The following is an 18,142-nucleotide window of genomic DNA, read 5'->3' on the forward strand; positions in this document are numbered from 1 at the left end:
CCCCGTCAGAGCGTGCGGGCGGACAGGGTGTCGCAGTCGGTGAGGGTGCCGCCCTCGTAACCGACGGTGAACCACCGCACCCGCTGCTCGGAGGTGCCGTGGGTGAAGCCCTCCGGGCTGACCTGGCCGGTGGCCTGCTGCTGGATGCGGTCGTCGCCGACGGCCGCGGCGGCGTCGAGAGCCTGCCGCAGCTCGGCGGGGGAGATCGGGTCGAGGAACGTCACCCCCGTGTCGGGGTCGACCTCCGTCGCCGCGGAGCCCGCCCACATGCCCGCGAGGCAGTCGGCCATGAGCTCGATCCGCACGGAGTCGGACTCGGGCCCGCTGCCGCGGCGGTCGGCGGCGTCCATGGCGCCGGTGAGCTGCTCGACGTGATGTCCCACCTCGTGCGCCACGACGTACTCCTCGGCGAGCGGCCCGCCCTCGGCGCCGAACTGGGAGCTCAGCTGGTCGAAGAACGAGACGTCGACGTACACGGTCTGGTCGGGCGGGCAGTAGAACGGCCCTGTCGCGCTGGTCGCGGAGCCGCACCCCGTCGTCGTCGACCCGGAGAAGCTCTCCACCGGGGGCAGCACGTACTCCACCCCGGCCTGCTGCGGCAGCACGCGGTCCCAGTAGGCGTCGAGCGACTGCACCGTGGCGGACAGCCGGCACTCGCGATCGGTGTTCGCCTGCTCGGCGGTGCAGCCCTCGACGTACTGCTCCTGTCCGTCCCCCGCGGGCGCCCCGGCGTCCTGGACGGCGCCGCCCAGCGCGCCGGTGAGCTGGCCCAGGTCGCCGCCGCCGAGGAACACGGCCAGCAGCGCGACGACGATGGCGCCGATGCCGCCGCCGACGACCGCGCCGCGCCGTCCGCCCGCGCCCTTGCGGACCCGGCCGCCCTCGAACTCGCCGCCCTCGTTGAAGGTCACGAGCACCACGCTAGGCCCCAGCCGGAGCGATCGCGCGGGAAATGGGGAGCGCCGACGGGTGCCCGCTCCGTAGGCTCCGGCCATGCCCGCGACGATGCCCACGACGAGGCCCACGACGATGCCCACGAAAACGACCGGTACGGTGCTCGCCCTCGGCGGGGGCGGGTTCTCGATGTCGGACGACGGCTCCTCGGCGATCGACGACCACCTGCTCGACCTCACCGGCAAGGACACGCCGAAGGTGTGCTTCGTGCCGACCGCGAGCGGGGACGACAACGGGTACGCGCACCGCTTCGAGGAGGCGTTCGCCGGGCGGGCCCGGACGTCCGTGCTCTCGCTCTTCTGCCACGAGCCGTGGGGCTACGCCGACCCGGAGCTGCTGCTCGAGCAGGACGTCGTCTACGTGGGCGGCGGCTCGACGGCGAACCTGCTGGTCGTCTGGCGGCGGCACGGCCTGCCCGACCTGCTCGCCCGCGCCGCGGCGCAGGGGACGGTCCTCGCCGGCATCAGCGCCGGGATGAACTGCTGGTTCGAGTCCTCCTCGACCGACTCGTTCGGCCCCCTCGCGCCCCTGGACGACGGCCTGGGTTTCGTCCCGGGCAGCGCGTGCCCGCACTACCTGGGCGAGGAGGACCGCCGCGACGCCTACCTGGGCTGGGTGGCGTCCGGGGCGCTCCCGGGCGGCTACGCGGTGGACGAGTACGCGGCCCTGCGCTTCGTCGACGGCGTGCCCGTCGACGCGGTGAGCGAGCGCCCGGACCGCCCCGTCCTGCGCGTCGAGCGCGACGGCGACGGCGTCCGGGAGGTCCCGCTCGACGTGCGCCGGCTCCCCGGCACCTGACGGCGGGGCGGTGCCGGGTCAGTACTCCGTCGGCGTCTCGACCGACTGCCAGTGCCACGGCTCGGGCAGCCGGCCGTCGGGCTCGGCCCAGCCCGGGTGGGTCCAGCCGTGCTCCTCGGCGTGCTCCTTGAGCCAGGCGTAGCGCGCGCCGTCGAACCCCTCGGGGCCCATGGCGATGTCGACGGCGGTGCCCAGGCCGTGGTTCGAGCACCCGGGCGGCGCGGCCAGCGGGTTGGGGTCGTCGGGTTTGTACACCGCGACCTGCTGGTCGTAGCTGCGGTAGGCGGAGTTCACCGTGAGGTGCTGACCGAACTCGGCCCGGTAGGCGGCGTCGAGCGCCACCAGCCCGTCCAGGACGTCCGCGCGCACCGAGTGCTGCGGCGCCCACGGGATCGGCGCGAGCCGCTTCGCCGAGATCTTCCCGGCCTCCGGGAACCACACCTGGTCCGGCTCCGGGCACACGACGGCGTCCTGCGCGGTCAGCAGGTCCACGGTCGTGCCCGCCAGGTCGTCGCGGAGCGCGGACAGGTCCGCCGCGGCGGACTCGAGGTCGGCGAGCGACGCCGTGGCGAGCCGGTCGTCCTGGGTCTCGGAGGTCAGCTCGTCGGCGGTCCCGAGGGCGTCGCGCGACGTGGCGCGCAGCGTCTCGCCGGCGTCCTTCCCGTCCTCGGCGAGCTCGTCGGTCGCGGCCAGCACGCGACCCGCGCGGCGCGCCACCGGGGCGAGCGCGTCGCGGGACTCGACGGCCTGCGCGCGGGCGAACGCGAGCCGTGCGGCCTGCACGGCCGCCACGTCGTCGTCGAGCCGCGCGCCGAGCGCCGGGGCGTCGCCGGGCAGCCGGTCGAGGACCGGCGTCGCGTCGATCAGCGCGCGGGCGTCGACGATCGTCGCGGCGAGGTCCTCGCGGACGTCGGGGTCGGTCACCTTGTCGGCGGAGCCGTCGAGCGCGTCCTGCGCGACGACGAGCCGCGCGGACAGGTCCTGGGTCTCGGAGCGCAGCACCCAGGCGAGGGCCCCGCCCGCCGCGGCGAGCGCGACGACGAGCCCGACGGGCACCACGCGCGACGCGCGCAGCCGTCGGGGCCCGCGCGCGGCGCGCACGTGCCGCAGCGAGAGGTCCACCCCGCGCGACCGGGGGCGGACCAGGGCGAGCAGCGCCGCGCCCACCACGGCCCCGGCGGCGTACCAGGCCAGGTCGGCAGGCGTGAACGCCGTGCCGAGCGCATACCGCGCGAGCGGGAAGCGCGCGACCACCTGGGCCGGGACGTCGGTCAGCCAGGCGGCCTCGATCCCGGCGCACACGACGAGCCCGACGACGCCGGCCACGACCGGGCGGGTGCGCGGGGCGACGAACGCCACGAGGAGCACCACGAGCGTCGCGTAGAGGGCGTCCCCGAGCGGCCCGCCGACCGCGGGAGGGAGCAGGGTGCGGCCGCCGAGGCCGGCGAGGACCACGACGACGGCGAGGCCGGCGGTCGCCGGGCGGGGGGCGCGTGTCACGCGGGGAACCTTATCGACAGCGGGGTGCGGCCGGACCCCCTGTGACCTAGGTCGTCGTCGGACGGGGCGCCGAGCACTAGACTTGACGCAGAACCCCGCCCGCTTTTCGAAGGACACCCCTGCCTTGATCACCGCCCACGGCGTCGAGCTGCGCTTCGGCGCCCGTACCCTCCTGCACGAGGCGACGTTCCGCATCGCCCCGGGCGACCGCATCGGGCTCGTCGGCCGCAACGGCGCGGGCAAGACGACGCTCACCAAGACGCTCGCGGGCGAGACGCTGCCCGCGGCAGGGCAGATCACGCGGGGTACCGACATCGGGTACCTGCCGCAGGACCCGCGCACGGGAGACCTCGACGTCATCGCGATGGACCGGGTGCTCAGCGCGCGCGGGCTGGACCGCATCGTCACGCAGATGCGCGAGACCGAGGGCCTGATGGCCTCGGCCGACGCCGACACGCAGGCCGCCGCCCTGGAGCGGTACCCGAAGCTCGAGGCGCGCTTCCTCGCCGCCGGCGGGTACGCCGCGGAGTCCGAGGCGCACCGCATCACCAGCAACCTGGGCCTCGACGACCGCGTGCTCGCCCAGCCCCTCCACACGCTGTCCGGCGGCCAGCGCCGTCGCATCGAGCTCGCGCGGATCCTCTTCTCCGGCGTCGACACGCTGCTGCTCGACGAGCCGACGAACCACCTGGACGCCGACTCGATCGTCTGGCTGCGCGACTACCTCAAGTCGTACAACGGCGGGTTCGTCGTGATCAGCCACGACGTCGACCTGCTGCGCGCCACCGTCAACAAGGTGTTCCACCTGGACGCGAACCGCGGCGAGCTCGACCAGTACAACCTGGGCTGGGACGCGTACCTGGAGCAGCGCGAGCAGGACGAGCGCCGCCGCCGGCGCGAGCGGGCGAACGCGGAGAAGAAGGCCGGCGTGCTGCTGGCCCAGGCCGACAAGATGCGTGCCAAGGCCACGAAGGCCACGGCCGCGCAGAACATGATGAAGCGCGCGGAGCGGATGCTCTCCGGGCTGGAGGGGGAGCGGCGCGCGGACAAGGTCGCGCACCTGCGCTTCCCGAAGCCCGCCCCCTGCGGTCGCACGCCGCTCACCGCCGAGGAGCTGTCGAAGAGCTACGGCTCGCAGGAGGTCTTCGCGGGCGTCGACCTCGCGATCGACCGCGGGTCCCGCGTGGTCATCCTCGGCCTCAACGGCGCGGGCAAGACGACGCTGCTGCGCATCCTCGGCGGCGTCGAGGAGCCCGACACGGGCCGCGTCGTGCCGGGGCACGGCCTGAAGATCGGCTACTACGCCCAGGAGCACGACACCCTGGACATGGACGCCACCGTCGTGGAGAACCTGCGGCACTCGGCCCCGGACCTCACCGACACCCAGGTGCGCTCCGTGCTCGGGTCGTTCCTCTTCAGCGGGGACGACGCGGAGAAGCCGGCGAACGTGCTGTCCGGCGGCGAGAAGACGCGCCTCGCGCTCGCCACGCTCGTCGTCTCCAGCGCGAACGTGCTGCTGCTCGACGAGCCGACGAACAACCTCGACCCGGCGTCGCGCGCCGAGATCCTCGGGGCGCTCGACACCTACGAGGGCGCCGTCGTGATGGTCACCCACGACGACGGCGCCGTCGACGCGCTCAACCCGGAGCGGGTGCTGCTGCTGCCGGACGGCGACGAGGACCTGTGGTCCGCGGACTACGCCGAGCTGGTGTCGCTGGCCTGAGGCCGCTCGGCGGCGTCCAGCAGCGCGTCCTCGTAGTCCTCGTCCACCCGCGGCCGCCGGGCGCGCTGCGGACGCACGGCGGCGCCCGGCCGGCCGGTCCCGTCCAGCGGGTCCGGGCCCTCGCCCGCCGCGAGGAGGTCGCCCGCCGTGACGTGCACCGGCCGGGTCTCGCGCCGCCACAGCACGACGTAGCCGCCCAGCGCGCCGAGCGCGAAGATGCACCACTGCACGGTGTAGCTGAGGTGGGAGCCGGGATCGGTGTCCGGCTCGGGGAGCGCGCCCGGCGTCGTCGCGGCCGCCGGGTCCTCGGAGCGCAGCTGCCCGTACCCGCCCACGGTGGACCCGTCGGCCCACGCGGCGCCGTCCGCGCCCGCGGCGAGCACCTGGTCGGTGTGGATGGCCTGCACCTGGCCGGCGGGGGTGCCGCGGTCCGAGGCGGGCTCGTCGGGCCGCATCGTCATCGTCACCTCGACCTCGCCGGCCGGCGGGTCGGGCACGGAGGACGGCGCGCTCGCGTCCTCGCCCAGCGGCACGAACCCCCGGTCGACGACGATGACGACGGGCTCCCCGTCCGCCCCGGTGGTCTCGAGCGGCACCAGCACGTGGAAGCCGGGCTGGCCGCCGACGGGCCGGTTGCGCAGCAGCACCGTGTCCTCGGGGCGGTAGGTGCCGGTGGCCACCGCGGGTCGCCACTCGTCGTCCGGGTCGAGGACGGCGCCGGGCTCGGGCAGCACGTCGGCGAGGGGGACGGGCGCCGCCGCGTAGTTGGACTGCACCAGGTCGATCTGCGCCTCGCGCCAGGTGTAGCGGTGCCACTGCCACACGGCGGCCAGCACGCACACGGCGGCCAGGAGCACGGCACCCAGGCCGAGGGTGATCCACTGCCGGCGGGTGCGGGGGGCCGCCGGCGCGTCGGTGGAGCGGTGGTCGCCCGGCGCCAGGGGGCTGCCGGTCGAGGGGTGGTCGGTCGTCACGCGCGATCGAGCTCCGCGACGGGGACGGTCTGCTTCCAGAACGAGCGTGCGCCGAGGAACTGCTCGAGGTGCTCGCGGTGGTCGTCGCACGCGAGCCACACCTTGCGGCGCTCCGGGGTGTGCAGCCGCGGGTTGTTCCACAGCAGGCCCCACGCGGCCTCGGCGCGGCAGCCCTTGGCGGAGCACACCAGCTCGCCCGCCACCGGGTCGGCGTTCGTCCCGAGCAGGTCCATCAGCGAGTTCCTCCTGAGTTCTCGTCCGTCGGGTCCACGTCCGTCGGCTCGTCGTCCTGGTGCTCCACGACGCGGTGCGGGCCGTCGAAGGTCTCCGGCCCGGAGGTCTCCCGGCGGCGCGGCGCGGTGCCGTCCTGGGCGGACGTGGTGAGCTCGGCGGGCGCGACGTCGACCATCGGCGACGTGTCGTAGGTGACGCGGTCGCGGCCGGCGTTGGCGAAGAGCACGGCCGAGTAGGGCAGGACGACGGCGGCGGCCACCAGCACCAGGCGGATCCAGAGGACGTCCACGAGCACGGCGCCGACGAAGCACACGATCCGGATGCCCATCTGGATGAGGTAGCGCCGCGTGCGGCGCGCCTGGTCCTCCTCCAGCGGCTCGGGGGCGCTGGTGATCGAGGGAACCTCGGACACCTGGTCCGCACCGTGGCGGCGGCCTCCGGAGGGGCGCGGACCGGGGGAGGTCGCGCGGGCGTTGCTCACCCGGCCAGTCTAAGGCGGCACGCGCAGGCCCAGGGACCCGACGGGACAGCACCTCGCCTTGTAGGGATCCGACAAAGCGCCGCGAGGACGTGTGACGCGCCGCGACCCTGCGGGGCCGCCCGGTCGGGGTAGCGTCACCAGGGCGTCGGCCGTGCCCGACCGCCCGCAGCACCGTCCCGACGACGTCGAGCATCCTGTCGACCGGCATGCCGAGCAGCATGACGCCGACACCGGTGCCGACGCACCGCCCCCGACCGCCGAGGAGAACCGTGACCGACGCCCCCGCCCCCCAGCCCGCCGCACCCACCGGCCGGGTCGTCGTCGTGACCGGCGCGGCGCGCGGCATCGGCCGCACCATCGCCGAGCGCTTCGTCGCCGCGGGCGACACGGTCGCCACGCTCTACCGCGGCGGTGACCTGCCGGCCGGGGTGCACGGCTACGTCGCCGACGTCACCGACAGCGCGGCCGTGGACGCCGCGTTCTCGAGCATCGAGTCCGACCTCGGCCCCGTCGTGGTGCTCGTCGCCAACGCCGGCGTGACCCGCGACCAGCTCCTCATGCGCATGAGCGACGAGGAGTTCGAGACGGTGCTCGACGTCAACCTGACCGGCACGTTCCGCTGCGTGCGCCGCGCGTCCAAGGGCATGATCCGGGCGCGCAAGGGCCGCATCGTGCTCGTCGGCTCGGTCGTGGGCCTCTACGGCGGGCCAGGGCAGGTCAACTACTCGTCGTCCAAGGCTGCCCTCGTCGGCATGGCCCGGTCGATCACCCGGGAGCTCGGCGGCCGCGGCATCACCGCGAACGTCGTGGCGCCGGGCTTCGTCGAGACCGACATGACGGCGGCCCTGCCCGAGGCCACCCAGAAGCAGTACAAGGCGTCCATCCCCGCGGGCCGCTTCGCCTCGACCGACGAGGTCGCCGGCGTCGTCGAGTTCCTCGCGTCCGACGCCGCGGCGTACGTCTCCGGCGCCGTCGTCCCGGTCGACGGCGGCCTCGGCATGGGTCACTGACCGGCCCCGCCCCGCACCCCTCGCTTCCTCACCCCCGCACAACCGGAAGGTCATCATGGCTCTGCTCGACGGCAAGAAGCTCCTCGTCACCGGCGTCCTCACGGACAGCTCCATCGCGTTCCACGCCGCCCGCCTCGCCCAGGAGGAGGGCGCCGAGGTGGTGCTCACCTCGTTCGGCCGCCAGATGAAGCTCACGCAGGCGTTCGCGAAGCGGCTGCCGGTCACGGCGCCCGTGGTGGAGCTGGACGTCACCAGCGACGAGGACCTCGCGGCGCTCCCCGAGCGCGTCAAGGAGCACGTGGACGGCCTCGACGGCGTCGTGCACTCGATCGGCTTCGCGCCGCAGTCCGTCATGGGCGGCAACTTCCTGGGTGCCGAGTGGGGCGACGTCGCGACGGCCCTCCAGGTCTCCACGTTCTCGTACAAGTCGCTCATCGAGGCGGCCCGCCCGCTGATGTCCGGCGGCGCCTACGTCGGCCTCACGTTCGACGCGACGTTCGCCTGGCCGGTGTACGACTGGATGGGCGTCGCGAAGGCCGGTCTGGAGTCCGCCAACCGCTACCTGGCCCGTGACCTCGGGCCGCACGGCATCCGGTGTAACCTCGTCTCCGCCGGGCCCATCCGCACCACGGCCGCGAAGTCCATCCCGGGGTTCGCGACCATGGAGGACGCCTGGCCGCAGCGGGCCCCGCTGGGGTGGGACCAGACGACGGCGGAGCCGGCTGCGCGCGCCGTCGTGGCACTTCTCTCGGACTGGTTCCCCGCCACGACGGGGGAGATCGTCCACGTCGACGGCGGTGTGCACGCGATGGGTCAGTGACGGGTCGGGGCCCGGAGCGGCCCCCGGAACGACCTGTGAGACGGAGCCCATGAGAGCGGTAACGCAGGCCGAGGGCGAGGCGCCGACCTGGCGCCTCGTGCTGTTGCGCCATGCCAAGGCGGAGCCCGGCAAGGGCGTGATCCCCGACGACCGCCGCCCGCTGGCGCTGAACGGGCGCAAGCAGGCGAGCCGTGTCGGCATGGCGCTGACCGCCGCGGGACTGCGCCCGCAGGTCGCGCTGGTGTCCTCCGCGCTGCGCACCCGGCAGACCTGGGACCTGGCCTCCTCGCACCTCGACGGCGCCGCCGACGCCTCGCTCGAGGTGCGCGACGAGCTCTACGAGGCGAGCGTGCGCGACGTCCTCGGCCTCCTGCGGGAGGTCGAGGCGTCGGCGCGCACGGTGCTCGTCGTCGGGCACGAGCCGACCATGGCGGCGACGGCGGCCTACCTCGCGGGCGACGGCTCGGACGCCGCGGCCGTCGCGCAGGTGCGCGTGGGCGTCCCGACCGCCACCTACGCGGTGCTGGAGTCGGCCGAGCCGTGGGCCGAGTGGGGCCGCGACGGCGCCCGCCTGGTGCACGTCGGCCGCCCGTCCTGAGCGTCCGCCGGGGCGTCAGACCGCGCCCAGCACCTCGTCGACGGTCGTGACCTCCACGAGCGGCGCGTAGAGCCGCATCGCGTCGAGCGCCCGCTCGTGATCGGCGGCGCTCGCCCCGGCGCAGGCGTCGGCCACCACGCGCACCCGCCGACCGGCGTCGGCCGCGGGCAGCACCGTCGACAGCACGCAGCAGTCGGTGGAGACGCCGGCCACCACCAGCTCGGAGGCGTGCCCCGCTGCCGCGTCGAGCTCGGGCCCCCACTTGCCGAACGTCGTCGCCGTGACGACGGGCGCCCCCGCGGGGTCCAGGCCGTCCGCGAATCCGTACAGGGCGTCGTCGGGCGGCACGAGGGCGAACGGCCACTGCGCGAAGTACTCCCGCCAGGCCCCCTGCGGTGCGCGGGGCGCCACGTAGCGCGTCCACACGGTGCGCCCGGCGAACGCGGGCAGCAGGCGACGCAGGGCGTCGGCGGCGGCGTCGAAGCCGGGGGAGGCCCACGGGCTGCCCGGTCGGCCGAAGACCACCTGCATGTCGACGACGACGAGGGCGGCGCCGCCGTCGCCGGGGGTCGGGGCGCTCATTCCGCCTCCTGCCGGCGCACGGCCCGCGCCGAGAGCACGAACGTGCCGAGCAGCCCGAGCGCGAGGGCGACCAGCACGCCGAGGTTGGCGCCCGCCCACTCCCCGTCCCGCCCGCCGAGGCCCAGCGGCCCCAGCAGGTAGCCCTGCCACGACAACCAGCCCGCGTAGGTGTTGGTGACGAGCCCCCAGCCGATCGCGGTGCCGGCCACGACGAGCAGCACGGCGGACCAGCGCACGCTGCCGTACCGCCCGCGGCGGTCGCCCAGCTCGTCGTCCGCGTAGTCCCGCCGCCGCAGCGCGATGTCGGCGAGCAGGACGCCGCACCAGGCGGCGATCGGCACGCCGAGCGTGATGAGGAAGCCCTGGAACGGGCCGAAGAAGTCGTCGGCGACGAAGACGACGTAGATCGCGCCGAGCACCATGAGGACGCCGTCGATCGCGGCGGCCACCCAGCGCGGCGCCGGCAGCCCCAGCGACAGCAGCGCGAGGCCGGAGGAGTAGATGTCGAGGGCCGCGCCGCCGATCAGCCCGGCCAGCGCCACGACCATGAAGGGGATCAGGAACCACTCCGGCAGCAGCACGGCCAGCGCGCCGATCGGGTCGGTGCCGATCGCGTCGGCGAGGGCGGGGTCCGACCCGGCCAGCAGGAGCCCGGCGACCAGGAGCAGGACGGGCGGCAGGGACGCGCCGAACGTCGTCCAGCCGACGACGCCCCGCCCGGACGCGGTGCGCGGCAGGTAGCGCGAGTAGTCGGCGGCCATGTTCACCCAGCCGAGGCCGAACCCGGTCATCATGAAGACGAGCCCGCCGATCACCTGGGGCGCCTTCCCCGGCGGGATCGCGGCGACCGTCGCCCAGTCGACGTGGCCCGCGACGAGCACCACGTACACCACGGTGAGCACCGCCGTCAGCACGGTGATCACCTGCTGCAGCCGCATGACGAGCTGGAACCCGAAGATCCCGGCGGCCACCACGACCAGCGCCACGACGGCGAGCGTCACGACCTGCGTCACGGTGCCGCCGCCCCACCCGAGGGTGCCGAGCACGGTGGCGGTGGCGAGCGTCGCGAGGGCGACGAGCACCGTCTCCCAGCCCACGGTGAGGATCCAGGACAGCAGCGACGGCAGCCGGTTGCCGTCCACGCCGAACGCCGCCCGGCTCAGCACCATCGTGGGCGCCGAGCCGCGCCGTCCTGCGAGCGAGATGAACCCGCAGGCCAGGAACGACGCCACGATGCCGACCGCACCCACGACCACGGCCTGCCAGAAGGACACGCCGAAGGCCAGCAGGTACGCGCCGTAGCCGAGGCCCAGCACGGACACGTTGGCCGCGAACCACGGCCAGAACAGGTCCCGGGGTCTCCCGTGCCGTTCGGACTCGTCGATGGTGTTGAGCGCGTTGGTCTCGACCGTCGTCGCCATGGCACCGATCCTGGCCCCTGCCAGGCGGTTCGCGCTACGGCTGCCGGCTCAGGGCTGCCGGTTCAGGGCTGCCGGTTCAGGGCTGTGCGGTGCCGGGCCCGCGGCCCGCGGCGGCGTCCACCGCGTCGATGACGCCGAGCACGTCGTCGAGCCGGGGTCCGTCCACGCTGAACGGCGCCTGCGCGCGCACCAGCGGCTTCGCGGCGAAGGCGATGCCGATGCCCGCGGCGTCGATCATGTCGAGGTCGTTGGCGCCGTCCCCGACGGCGACGGTGTCGACCATCTCGAGCCCGCACTCGGCGGCCCACCGGCGCAGCGTGGCGGCCTTGTCGGCACGGTCGACGACCGGCCCGACGGTGCGGCCGGTGAGCACGCCGTCGGCCACCTCGAGGCGGTTGGCGCGCCAGCGGCCGATGCCGAGCGCGTCGGCGATCGGGCCGAGGATCTCGGCGAAGCCGCCCGAGACGAGGCCGAACTCCCAGCCGCGCCGGTGCACCTCGCTCACGAGGTCGGCGGCGCCGGGGGTCAGGACGACGGCCTCGCGCACCGCGGTGAGCGCCTCGACGGGGACGCCGCGCAGCGTGGCGACCCGCTCGCGCAGCGAGCCGGCGAAGTCGAGCTCGCCACGCATCGCGCGCTCGGTCACCTCGGCGACCTGGGCGCGGGTGCCGGCGTGGTCGGCGAGCAGCTCGATCACCTCGGCGGTGATGAACGTGGAGTCGACGTCGGTGACGACGAGCCGACGGCGGGGGGCCCCGGCGCCGCCGTTCTCGGTGCTGCGAGGGGCGGGGGCGGTACGAGCGGGATCAAGCAACGACGGTGCCCTTCGGGACGACGGTGATCCCCGACTCTGAGACGGTGAACCCGCGGGCCCGGTCCTCGTCGTGGTCGACGCCGACCCGGGCCCGTTCGCTCACCACCACGTTCTTGTCGAGGATGGCGCGGTGGACCTGGGCGTGCCGCTCCACCTGGACGTTGTCCATCACGACGGCGTCCGTGACGGTGGCCCAGGAGTGCAGGTGCGCGCCCGGGGACAGGATGGACCCTGCGACGGTCGCGCCGGAGATGAGGACACCAGGCGAGACGATCGAGTCGGCGGCGTGGCCCAGGCGCCCCGGCCCGGCGTGCACGAACTTCGCCGGCGGCAGGCCCGTGTAGCCGGTGAGCAGGGGCCAGTCCTGGTTGTACAGGTTGAAGACCGGCTGCACGGCGATGAGGTCGGTGTTGGCCTCGAAGTAGGCGTCGATGGTGCCGACGTCGCGCCAGTAGTCGCGGTCGCGGTCGGTGGAGCCGGGGATCTCGTTGCGGATGAAGTCGTACACGCCGGCGGTGCCCTCGGCGACGAACGCGGGGATGATGTCGCCGCCCATGTCGTGCCGGGAGTCCGGGTCGGCCGAGTCCTTCGTGACGGCCTCGACGAGCGCGTCCGCGTCGAACACGTAGTTGCCCATCGAGGCGAGCACCTCGGTGGGGGAGTCGGGCAGCCCCACCGGGCTCTCGGGCTTCTCGAGGAACTCGCTGATCCGGGTCGGGTCCTCGCGGTCCACCTCGATGACGCCGAACTGGTCGGCCATCGCGATCGGCTGCCGGATCGCCGCGACCGTGGCGCGGGCGCCCGACGAGACGTGCGCCTCGACCATCTGGGAGAAGTCCATCCGGTACACGTGGTCGGCGCCCACGACCACGACGATGTCGGGCCGCTCGTCGTCGATGATGTTGAGGCACTGGTAGATGGCGTCCGCCGAGCCGAGGTACCAGTGCTTGCCGACCCGCTGCTGCGCGGGCACGGACGACACGTAGTTGCCGAGCAGCGACGACATCCGCCACGTCTTGGAGATGTGCCGGTCCAACGAGTGCGACTTGTACTGGGTCAGCACGATGACGTGCAGGTAGTGCGAGTTGATGATGTTGGACAGCGCGAAGTCGACGAGCCGGTAGATGCCCCCGAAGGGGACCGCAGGCTTGGCACGGTGCGCGGTGAGCGGCATGAGGCGCTTGCCCTCGCCCCCGGCGAGGACGATCGCGAGCACGCGGGGCTGGGTCGACGCCATGCCCCGACCCTAGGGCGTCGTGGGCCGCCGCGCCCGCGACCCGCCGACCCCGCTAGGTTGGCCGCGTGAGCACGTCGACGAGCAGCCCGTCCAGCAGCCCAGCGAGCCGCCCGTTCCGGGTCGACCTGCTGACCCGCGAGTACCCGCCGCACGTCTACGGCGGCGCCGGGGTGCACGTCGCCGAGCTGTCGGCGGTGCTGCGCCGCCACGTCGACGTGCGGGTGCGCTGCTTCGACGGGCCGCGCACCGGCGACGACGCCGGGGCGGACGTCACCGGGTACGGCGTGCCGGCCGAGCTCGCCTCCGCGAACCCGGCACTCGGCACGTTCGGCGTGGACCTGGCGATGGCGCAGGACGTCGGGGGGGCCGACGTCCTGCACTCGCACACCTGGTACGCGAACCTCGCCGGGCACGTCGGCGGCCTGCTGCACGGCGTGCCGCACGTCGTGACGGCGCACTCGCTCGAGCCGCTGCGGCCCTGGAAGGCGGAACAGCTCGGCGGCGGGTACGCCCTGTCCTCGTGGGCGGAGCGCACAGCCTACCTGGGCGCCGCGGGCGTGGTCGCCGTGTCCGCCGGGATGCGCTCCGACATCCTGCGGGTCTACCCGGAGCTGGACCCGGACCGGGTGCACGTCGTGCACAACGGGATCGACCTCGCCGGCTGGCGGCGTCCGCCGGCGGGCGACCCCGCGGCGGAGCGCGTCGTCCGCGACCTCGGCATCGACCCCGAGCGCCCGGCCGTGGTGTTCGTCGGGCGGATCACGCGCCAGAAGGGCCTGCCGTACCTGCTGCGCGCCGCGGCACGGCTGCCGCGCGAGGTGCAGGTCGTGCTGTGCGCGGGCGCCCCCGACACCGAGGAGCTCATGGCCGAGGTGCGCGGGCTCGTGGCCGAGCTGCGCCGGGCGCGGGGCGGCACGGGCGTCGCCGGGCCCGGCGGCACCGGCGCGGAGGCCGGGGTGGTCTGGATCGAGCAGATGCTGCCGCGCCCGGACCTCGTCGCCGTGCTCGCGGCGAGCACCGTCTTCGTCTGCCCCTCGGTGTACGAGCCGCTCGGGATCGTCAACCTCGAGGCGATGGCGGTGGGCCTGCCCGTCGTCGGCACCGCGACCGGCGGCATCCCCGAGGTGGTCGACGACGGCGTCACGGGCGCGCTGGTGCCGATCGAGCAGGCCGACGACGGCACGGGCACGCCGCTGGACCCGGAGCGGTTCGTGGGGGACCTGGCGGCCGCCCTCGAGCGGGTGCTCGCCGACCCGGCGCGGGCCGCGGGGCTGGGGGAGGCCGGCCGGCGCCGGGCCGAGGAGCTGTTCTCCTGGGAGGCGGTGGCCGAGCGCACCCTCGACGTCTACCGGTCGGTCCTCGCGGGCTGACCGGACGCCGGGCGACTGGCCGTCGGGGCCGTCAGCGGACCGAGGCGTACGTCGCGGCGCTGAGCGCGTGCCGCGCGGTGCGCTCCACCTCGCGCAGGGCGGTGGACCGCTGGTCCGACTGCCAGAGGTTCACCGCGCCGCCGTCGTCGATGGTCGCGAGGTCGACGATCGCGAGCAGCCGGGACGCGAGCTGCAGCACGCGGGCCCGCCGGCCGTCCAGCGCGGGCACGGGCCAGGCGTCGGTGCTGCCGCCGCGCAGCCGCTCGATGGCGTCCGCGGCGTCGTCGCGCCACCGGGCGACGTCGAGGGAGTCGAGCGCGTCCGTCGCGGTGACGAGGCTGGTGCGCAGCTCCCGTTCGGCGTCGGCGAGCGAGCCGAGGGTCCCGGCGACGTGGGTCGACCAGGCGGGCACGGGCCGCACCTGCCACGCCACGAGGTGCCCGGGCTCGAGCGCGCTGCCGAACGCCGTGACCGCGGGGACCGCGGCCCACGACCCGGCCGGGGTGGTGATCATCACGCACTCCCCGGCGTCCGTGGCCTCGGCGCTCACCGCGGCGGGTGCGCCGCCCAGGTCGCCGGGCGCGGGCAGCAGGGCGCAGACCTCGCGGGGCCCGGCGAGCCACGCGGTGACGAGGTCGCGCAGGTCGGCGTCGTCCTCGTCGGCGCGGCCGGGCAGCCCGACGACGCCGTGCGGCTCGTCGTCGCCCTGCACGTTGCGCACCACCACGCCGGGCGCGGCGCCGGCGGTGGCGAGCCAGAGCGCGAGCACGACGCTGCGGGGCAGCGCGGTCGGGTCGGTCTCCACGGGCCTCAGGGTAGACGTCCCGGCACCGTCGTCGCAGGCCGGGACGCGGGCCGTCCCGGCGCACGGCTCGGGTAGGGTCGGGCCTCATGAGCGCGGTTCTCGACCTGCAGGGCGTCACCGTACGACGCGGTACCACCACCATCCTCGACGCCGTGGACTGGCAGGTGAACGAGGGCGAGCGCTGGGTCGTCCTCGGCCCCAACGGCGCCGGCAAGACGACCATGCTGCAGATCCTCGCCGCGCGCTCGCACCCCACGGCCGGCACCGCCGAGCTCCTGGGCGAGCGGCTGGGCCGCGTCGACGTCTTCGAGCTGCGCCCGCGTATCGGCTTCGCCTCCGCGGCCCTCGCCGACCGGATCCCGGGCAGCGAGACCGTGCGCGACGTCGTGCTCACGGCGGCGTACGGAGTGACCGGCCGCTGGCAGGAGACGTACGAGGAGTTCGACGAGCAGCGCGCCAAGGACCTGCTGGCGGCGTTCGACGTCGCCGACCTGGCGGACCGCTTCTACGGCACGCTGTCGGAGGGCGAGCGCAAGCGCGTGCAGATCGCCCGCGCCCTCATGACCGACCCGGAGATCCTGCTGCTCGACGAGCCCGCGGCGGGCCTGGACCTCGCCGGCCGCGAGGAGCTCGTCGGGGCGCTCGCCGAGCTCGCGGCCGACCCGGCGTCGCCGGTCCTGGTGCTCGTGACGCACCACGTCGAGGAGATCCCGCCGGGGTTCACGCACCTCATGCTCATGAAGCGCGGCGGCATCCAGGCCGCGGGGCCGATCCACGAGGTGCTCACCGCGGACAACCTCTCGCAGGCGTTCGGCACCCCGCTGATGGTCGCCCACGGCGGAGGCCGCTGGCTGGCCCGCGCGGCGCGACCCGCCGGTCGCTGAAACGGCTTCCCGCGTCGGCTCAGGCTTGGTAAAGTCTGTGCAAAACATGGTGGCGGGGGCGTCGCTCTTCTGAGGGTCTCCCGGCACCGCACGCTCCCGCGAGGGACGACGAGGGGAGAGAACCGTGGACTCCTGGCTGTGGTGGGTCGGAGGCGCGCTGCTGCTCGCCGCGATCGAGATGCTCTCGTTGGACCTCGTGCTGATCATGCTCGCGGGGGGCGCGCTCGGCGGTGCGGTGACGGCCGCGGCCGGCGGCGAGCTCTGGCTCCAGATCGTCGTGGCGTGCATCGTGTCGGCGCTGCTGCTCTTCACGCTCCGCCCGTGGCTGCTGCGCCACCTGCGCCAGCGCACGCCTCTCGTGGAGACCAACGCCGCGGCACAGATCGGCCGGTCGGCCGTCGTGCTGGCCGAGGTCACGGAGACCGGCGGCCGCGTCAAGCTGCAGGGCGAGGTCTGGAGCGCCCGGCTCGAGGACGACGGCATCCCGAACTCCACCGGGCGCGTCCCGGTCGGAGCGGAGGTGCGCGTGCTGCGCATCGAGGGCGCCACCGCCGTGGTCGAGCCGGTCGCGACGACGCACGAGCAGCCCGAGCACACCGCCTGACGGTTGTGGCTCGGGTGGTCCTGACCGCACCGAGCAGGGACCCGTACGACCCGCCGGGTGCTCCGGCGGCACCGTCTGATGTCGACCAGGTCGACGGAAGGGACCGACGTGTCCGATACCGAACCAGGCACCATCGTGCTCTACGTGGTGCTCATCATCCTGGCGATCGTCCTGATCGTCGCGCTGGTCAAGGCCGTGCGCATCGTGCCGCAGGCGACGGCGCTGATCGTCGAGCGCCTGGGCCGCTACAACAAGACGTTCGAGCCGGGGCTGCACCTGCTGGTGCCGTTCGTCGACCGCATCCGCGCCGGCGTGGACCTGCGCGAGCAGGTCGTGTCCTTCCCGCCGCAGCCGGTGATCACGAGCGACAACCTCGTGGTGAGCATCGACACGGTCATCTACTTCCAGGTGACGGAGCCGAAGTCGGCGGTCTACGAGATCGCGAACTACATCACCGGTATCGAGCAGCTCACGGTCACCACGCTGCGCAACGTCGTCGGGTCCATGGACCTGGAGCAGACGCTCACCAGCCGCGACCAGATCAACGGCCAGCTGCGCGGGGTCCTCGACGAGGCCACCGGCCGCTGGGGCGTGCGGGTGAACCGCGTCGAGCTGAAGTCGATCGAGCCGCCCGCCTCGGTGCAGGGTGCGATGGAGCAGCAGATGCGCGCCGAGCGCGACCGCCGCGCCACGATCCTCACGGCCGAGGGCGTCAAGCAGTCCCAGATCCTGACGGCCGAGGGCGAGAAGCAGTCGCAGATCCTGCGCGCGGAGGGCAACGCCCAGTCGGCTATCCTCACGGCCGAGGGTGAGGCCCGCGCCATCCTGCAGGTCTTCGACGCGATCCACCAGGGTGACGCCGACCCCAAGCTGCTGGCCTACCAGTACCTGCAGATGCTGCCCCAGATCGCGAACGGCACCGCCTCGAAGCTGTGGGTCGTGCCGACCGAGTTCACCGCCGCCCTCGGGTCCATCGCCCAGGGCTTCGGTGGCGTGCCGGGCACGCCGGGGATCCCGACCCCGCCGTCGGGCGACGAGGGCGGGGCCGAGGCGCGGCCGCGACCGTCGTCGCTCCCCGCGCAGGCCCTCGAGGACCCGGGCGAGGCGCTCGCGGAGGCGCGGCGCCAGGCGGAGGCCGCCACGGCCGACGCGACGAGCGCGGGCACGCGCTCGGGCGCGCCGTTCGACCCGTCGGCCGAGCGCGGCCAGCGGCCGTCCGACGGCCCGACGGCGCCGCCGGCTCCCGGGGCGCAGCCGCGCTCGCTCGGCGGCGAGCCGGAGGAGCCGCAGCAGTAGGTCGCGCAGGGTTGCGATCGAGAGGGCCGTCACCCCG

General features: G+C 74.6%; 19 protein-coding genes. 9 read left to right on the top strand and 10 right to left on the bottom strand.

What is annotated here, in order from left to right; genetic code table 11:
• Nucleotides 1-5: 5 nt before the first annotated feature.
• Nucleotides 6-911 carry a neutral zinc metallopeptidase gene (locus ACFVS0_RS14360; RefSeq protein WP_430588330.1) on the bottom strand — a complete coding sequence of 302 codons (906 nt, stop codon included), beginning with the start codon at nucleotides 909-911 and terminating at the stop codon, nucleotides 6-8.
• 82 nt (nucleotides 912-993) lie between these two features.
• Here ACFVS0_RS14360 and ACFVS0_RS14365 point away from each other — a divergent pair, with 82 nt between their 5' ends.
• Nucleotides 994-1,752 (top strand): Type 1 glutamine amidotransferase-like domain-containing protein, encoded by a 759-nt coding sequence (locus tag ACFVS0_RS14365; protein ID WP_430588331.1) that lies wholly within the window; start codon nucleotides 994-996, stop codon nucleotides 1,750-1,752.
• A gap of 18 nt (nucleotides 1,753-1,770) precedes the next feature.
• On the opposite strand, the gene ACFVS0_RS14370 is transcribed toward ACFVS0_RS14365, so the two are convergent.
• Nucleotides 1,771-3,252 (bottom strand): DUF2809 domain-containing protein, encoded by a 1,482-nt coding sequence (locus ACFVS0_RS14370; RefSeq protein ID WP_430588332.1) that lies wholly within the window; start codon nucleotides 3,250-3,252, stop codon nucleotides 1,771-1,773.
• Nucleotides 3,253-3,376: 124 nt separating this feature from the next.
• Between ACFVS0_RS14370 and ACFVS0_RS14375 the strand changes: the two genes are divergently transcribed.
• A complete protein-coding gene (locus ACFVS0_RS14375; protein WP_430551754.1) occupies nucleotides 3,377-4,975 on the top strand; it encodes an ABC-F family ATP-binding cassette domain-containing protein in 1,599 nt (532 codons plus the stop codon).
• Here ACFVS0_RS14375 and ACFVS0_RS14380 read toward each other — a convergent pair.
• From ACFVS0_RS14380 to ACFVS0_RS14390, 3 genes are read right to left on the bottom strand one after another with little or no spacing between them, the layout of a single operon-like run.
• Nucleotides 4,948-5,949, bottom strand: a complete 1,002-nt coding sequence (locus ACFVS0_RS14380; RefSeq protein WP_430588333.1) for an SURF1 family protein — start codon at nucleotides 5,947-5,949, stop codon at nucleotides 4,948-4,950. The two genes, ACFVS0_RS14375 and ACFVS0_RS14380, sit on opposite strands and share 28 nt — an antisense overlap.
• Entirely contained in the window at nucleotides 5,946-6,182 is a 237-nt protein-coding gene (locus ACFVS0_RS14385; protein WP_430551756.1) for a hypothetical protein, read from the bottom strand. The genes ACFVS0_RS14380 and ACFVS0_RS14385 overlap by 4 nt, the downstream gene beginning before the upstream one ends.
• Nucleotides 6,182-6,595, bottom strand: a complete 414-nt coding sequence (locus tag ACFVS0_RS14390) for a DUF3099 domain-containing protein (protein WP_430588334.1) — start codon at nucleotides 6,593-6,595, stop codon at nucleotides 6,182-6,184. Before ACFVS0_RS14390 ends, ACFVS0_RS14385 begins: the two co-directional genes overlap by 1 nt.
• A 287-nt stretch (nucleotides 6,596-6,882) precedes the next feature.
• On the opposite strand from ACFVS0_RS14390, the gene fabG reads away from it, so the two are divergent.
• From fabG to ACFVS0_RS14405, 3 genes are read left to right on the top strand one after another with little or no spacing between them, the layout of a single operon-like run.
• On the top strand, nucleotides 6,883-7,674 hold the full coding sequence (gene fabG / locus ACFVS0_RS14395; RefSeq protein ID WP_430563005.1) for a 3-oxoacyl-ACP reductase FabG: 792 nt from the start codon (nucleotides 6,883-6,885) through the stop codon (nucleotides 7,672-7,674).
• A gap of 55 nt (nucleotides 7,675-7,729) precedes the next feature.
• Nucleotides 7,730-8,494, top strand: coding sequence for an enoyl-ACP reductase FabI (fabI, locus tag ACFVS0_RS14400; RefSeq protein WP_429728911.1), 765 nt, complete (start codon nucleotides 7,730-7,732; stop codon nucleotides 8,492-8,494).
• A 49-nt stretch (nucleotides 8,495-8,543) separates the two neighbouring features.
• Nucleotides 8,544-9,092: a SixA phosphatase family protein gene (locus ACFVS0_RS14405; RefSeq protein ID WP_430551758.1), complete on the top strand. Its 549-nt coding sequence runs from the start codon at nucleotides 8,544-8,546 to the stop codon at nucleotides 9,090-9,092.
• A 15-nt stretch (nucleotides 9,093-9,107) separates the two neighbouring features.
• Here ACFVS0_RS14405 and ACFVS0_RS14410 read toward each other — a convergent pair whose 3' ends face one another.
• The 4 genes from ACFVS0_RS14410 to glgC form a co-directional block, all read right to left on the bottom strand.
• Nucleotides 9,108-9,674: a cysteine hydrolase family protein gene (locus tag ACFVS0_RS14410; RefSeq protein WP_430551759.1), complete on the bottom strand. Its 567-nt coding sequence runs from the start codon at nucleotides 9,672-9,674 to the stop codon at nucleotides 9,108-9,110.
• Nucleotides 9,671-11,095: a purine-cytosine permease family protein gene (locus tag ACFVS0_RS14415; protein WP_430588335.1), complete on the bottom strand. Its 1,425-nt coding sequence runs from the start codon at nucleotides 11,093-11,095 to the stop codon at nucleotides 9,671-9,673. The genes ACFVS0_RS14410 and ACFVS0_RS14415 overlap by 4 nt, the downstream gene beginning before the upstream one ends.
• Nucleotides 11,096-11,171: 76 nt before the next feature.
• Nucleotides 11,172-11,909, bottom strand: a complete 738-nt coding sequence (gene serB, locus ACFVS0_RS14420; protein ID WP_430588336.1) for a phosphoserine phosphatase SerB — start codon at nucleotides 11,907-11,909, stop codon at nucleotides 11,172-11,174.
• Nucleotides 11,902-13,146, bottom strand: coding sequence for a glucose-1-phosphate adenylyltransferase (gene glgC / locus ACFVS0_RS14425; RefSeq protein WP_430551762.1), 1,245 nt, complete (start codon nucleotides 13,144-13,146; stop codon nucleotides 11,902-11,904). Before glgC ends, serB begins: the two co-directional genes overlap by 8 nt.
• Before the next feature lie 65 nt (nucleotides 13,147-13,211).
• Between glgC and glgA the strand changes: the two genes are divergently transcribed.
• Entirely contained in the window at nucleotides 13,212-14,516 is a 1,305-nt protein-coding gene (gene glgA / locus ACFVS0_RS14430) for a glycogen synthase (protein ID WP_430563007.1), read from the top strand.
• 31 nt (nucleotides 14,517-14,547) lie between these two features.
• Here glgA and ACFVS0_RS14435 read toward each other — a convergent pair whose 3' ends face one another.
• Nucleotides 14,548-15,321, bottom strand: coding sequence for a hypothetical protein (locus ACFVS0_RS14435; protein WP_430588337.1), 774 nt, complete (start codon nucleotides 15,319-15,321; stop codon nucleotides 14,548-14,550).
• Between the two features lie 86 nt (nucleotides 15,322-15,407).
• Between ACFVS0_RS14435 and ACFVS0_RS14440 the strand changes: the two genes are divergently transcribed.
• The 3 genes from ACFVS0_RS14440 (at nucleotide 15,408) to ACFVS0_RS14450 (ending at nucleotide 18,105) form a co-directional block, all read left to right on the top strand.
• Nucleotides 15,408-16,205 (top strand): ABC transporter ATP-binding protein, encoded by a 798-nt coding sequence (locus ACFVS0_RS14440; protein ID WP_430551765.1) that lies wholly within the window; start codon nucleotides 15,408-15,410, stop codon nucleotides 16,203-16,205.
• A gap of 124 nt (nucleotides 16,206-16,329) precedes the next feature.
• Nucleotides 16,330-16,809, top strand: coding sequence for an NfeD family protein (locus tag ACFVS0_RS14445; RefSeq protein WP_430551766.1), 480 nt, complete (start codon nucleotides 16,330-16,332; stop codon nucleotides 16,807-16,809).
• A gap of 108 nt (nucleotides 16,810-16,917) precedes the next feature.
• Nucleotides 16,918-18,105, top strand: coding sequence for an SPFH domain-containing protein (locus tag ACFVS0_RS14450; RefSeq protein ID WP_430551767.1), 1,188 nt, complete (start codon nucleotides 16,918-16,920; stop codon nucleotides 18,103-18,105).
• The last annotated feature ends 37 nt before the right edge of the window (nucleotides 18,106-18,142 follow it).

This window comes from Isoptericola sp. NPDC058082 (genome assembly GCF_042885055.1).
Classification (GTDB): Bacteria; Actinomycetota; Actinomycetes; order Actinomycetales; family Cellulomonadaceae; genus Isoptericola.

Coding starts and splice junctions, on each gene's coding strand:
- fabI (WP_429728911.1), top strand. CDS start 7,730: ATGGCTCTGCTCGACGGCAAGAAGCTCCTCGTCACCGGCGTCCTCACG.
- ACFVS0_RS14415 (WP_430588335.1), bottom strand. CDS start 11,095: ATGGCGACGACGGTCGAGACCAACGCGCTCAACACCATCGACGAGTCC.
- ACFVS0_RS14440 (WP_430551765.1), top strand. CDS start 15,408: ATGAGCGCGGTTCTCGACCTGCAGGGCGTCACCGTACGACGCGGTACC.
- ACFVS0_RS14410 (WP_430551759.1), bottom strand. CDS start 9,674: ATGAGCGCCCCGACCCCCGGCGACGGCGGCGCCGCCCTCGTCGTCGTC.
- ACFVS0_RS14405 (WP_430551758.1), top strand. CDS start 8,544: ATGAGAGCGGTAACGCAGGCCGAGGGCGAGGCGCCGACCTGGCGCCTC.
- ACFVS0_RS14365 (WP_430588331.1), top strand. CDS start 994: ATGCCCGCGACGATGCCCACGACGAGGCCCACGACGATGCCCACGAAA.
- ACFVS0_RS14385 (WP_430551756.1), bottom strand. CDS start 6,182: ATGGACCTGCTCGGGACGAACGCCGACCCGGTGGCGGGCGAGCTGGTG.
- glgC (WP_430551762.1), bottom strand. CDS start 13,146: ATGGCGTCGACCCAGCCCCGCGTGCTCGCGATCGTCCTCGCCGGGGGC.
- fabG (WP_430563005.1), top strand. CDS start 6,883: ATGACGCCGACACCGGTGCCGACGCACCGCCCCCGACCGCCGAGGAGA.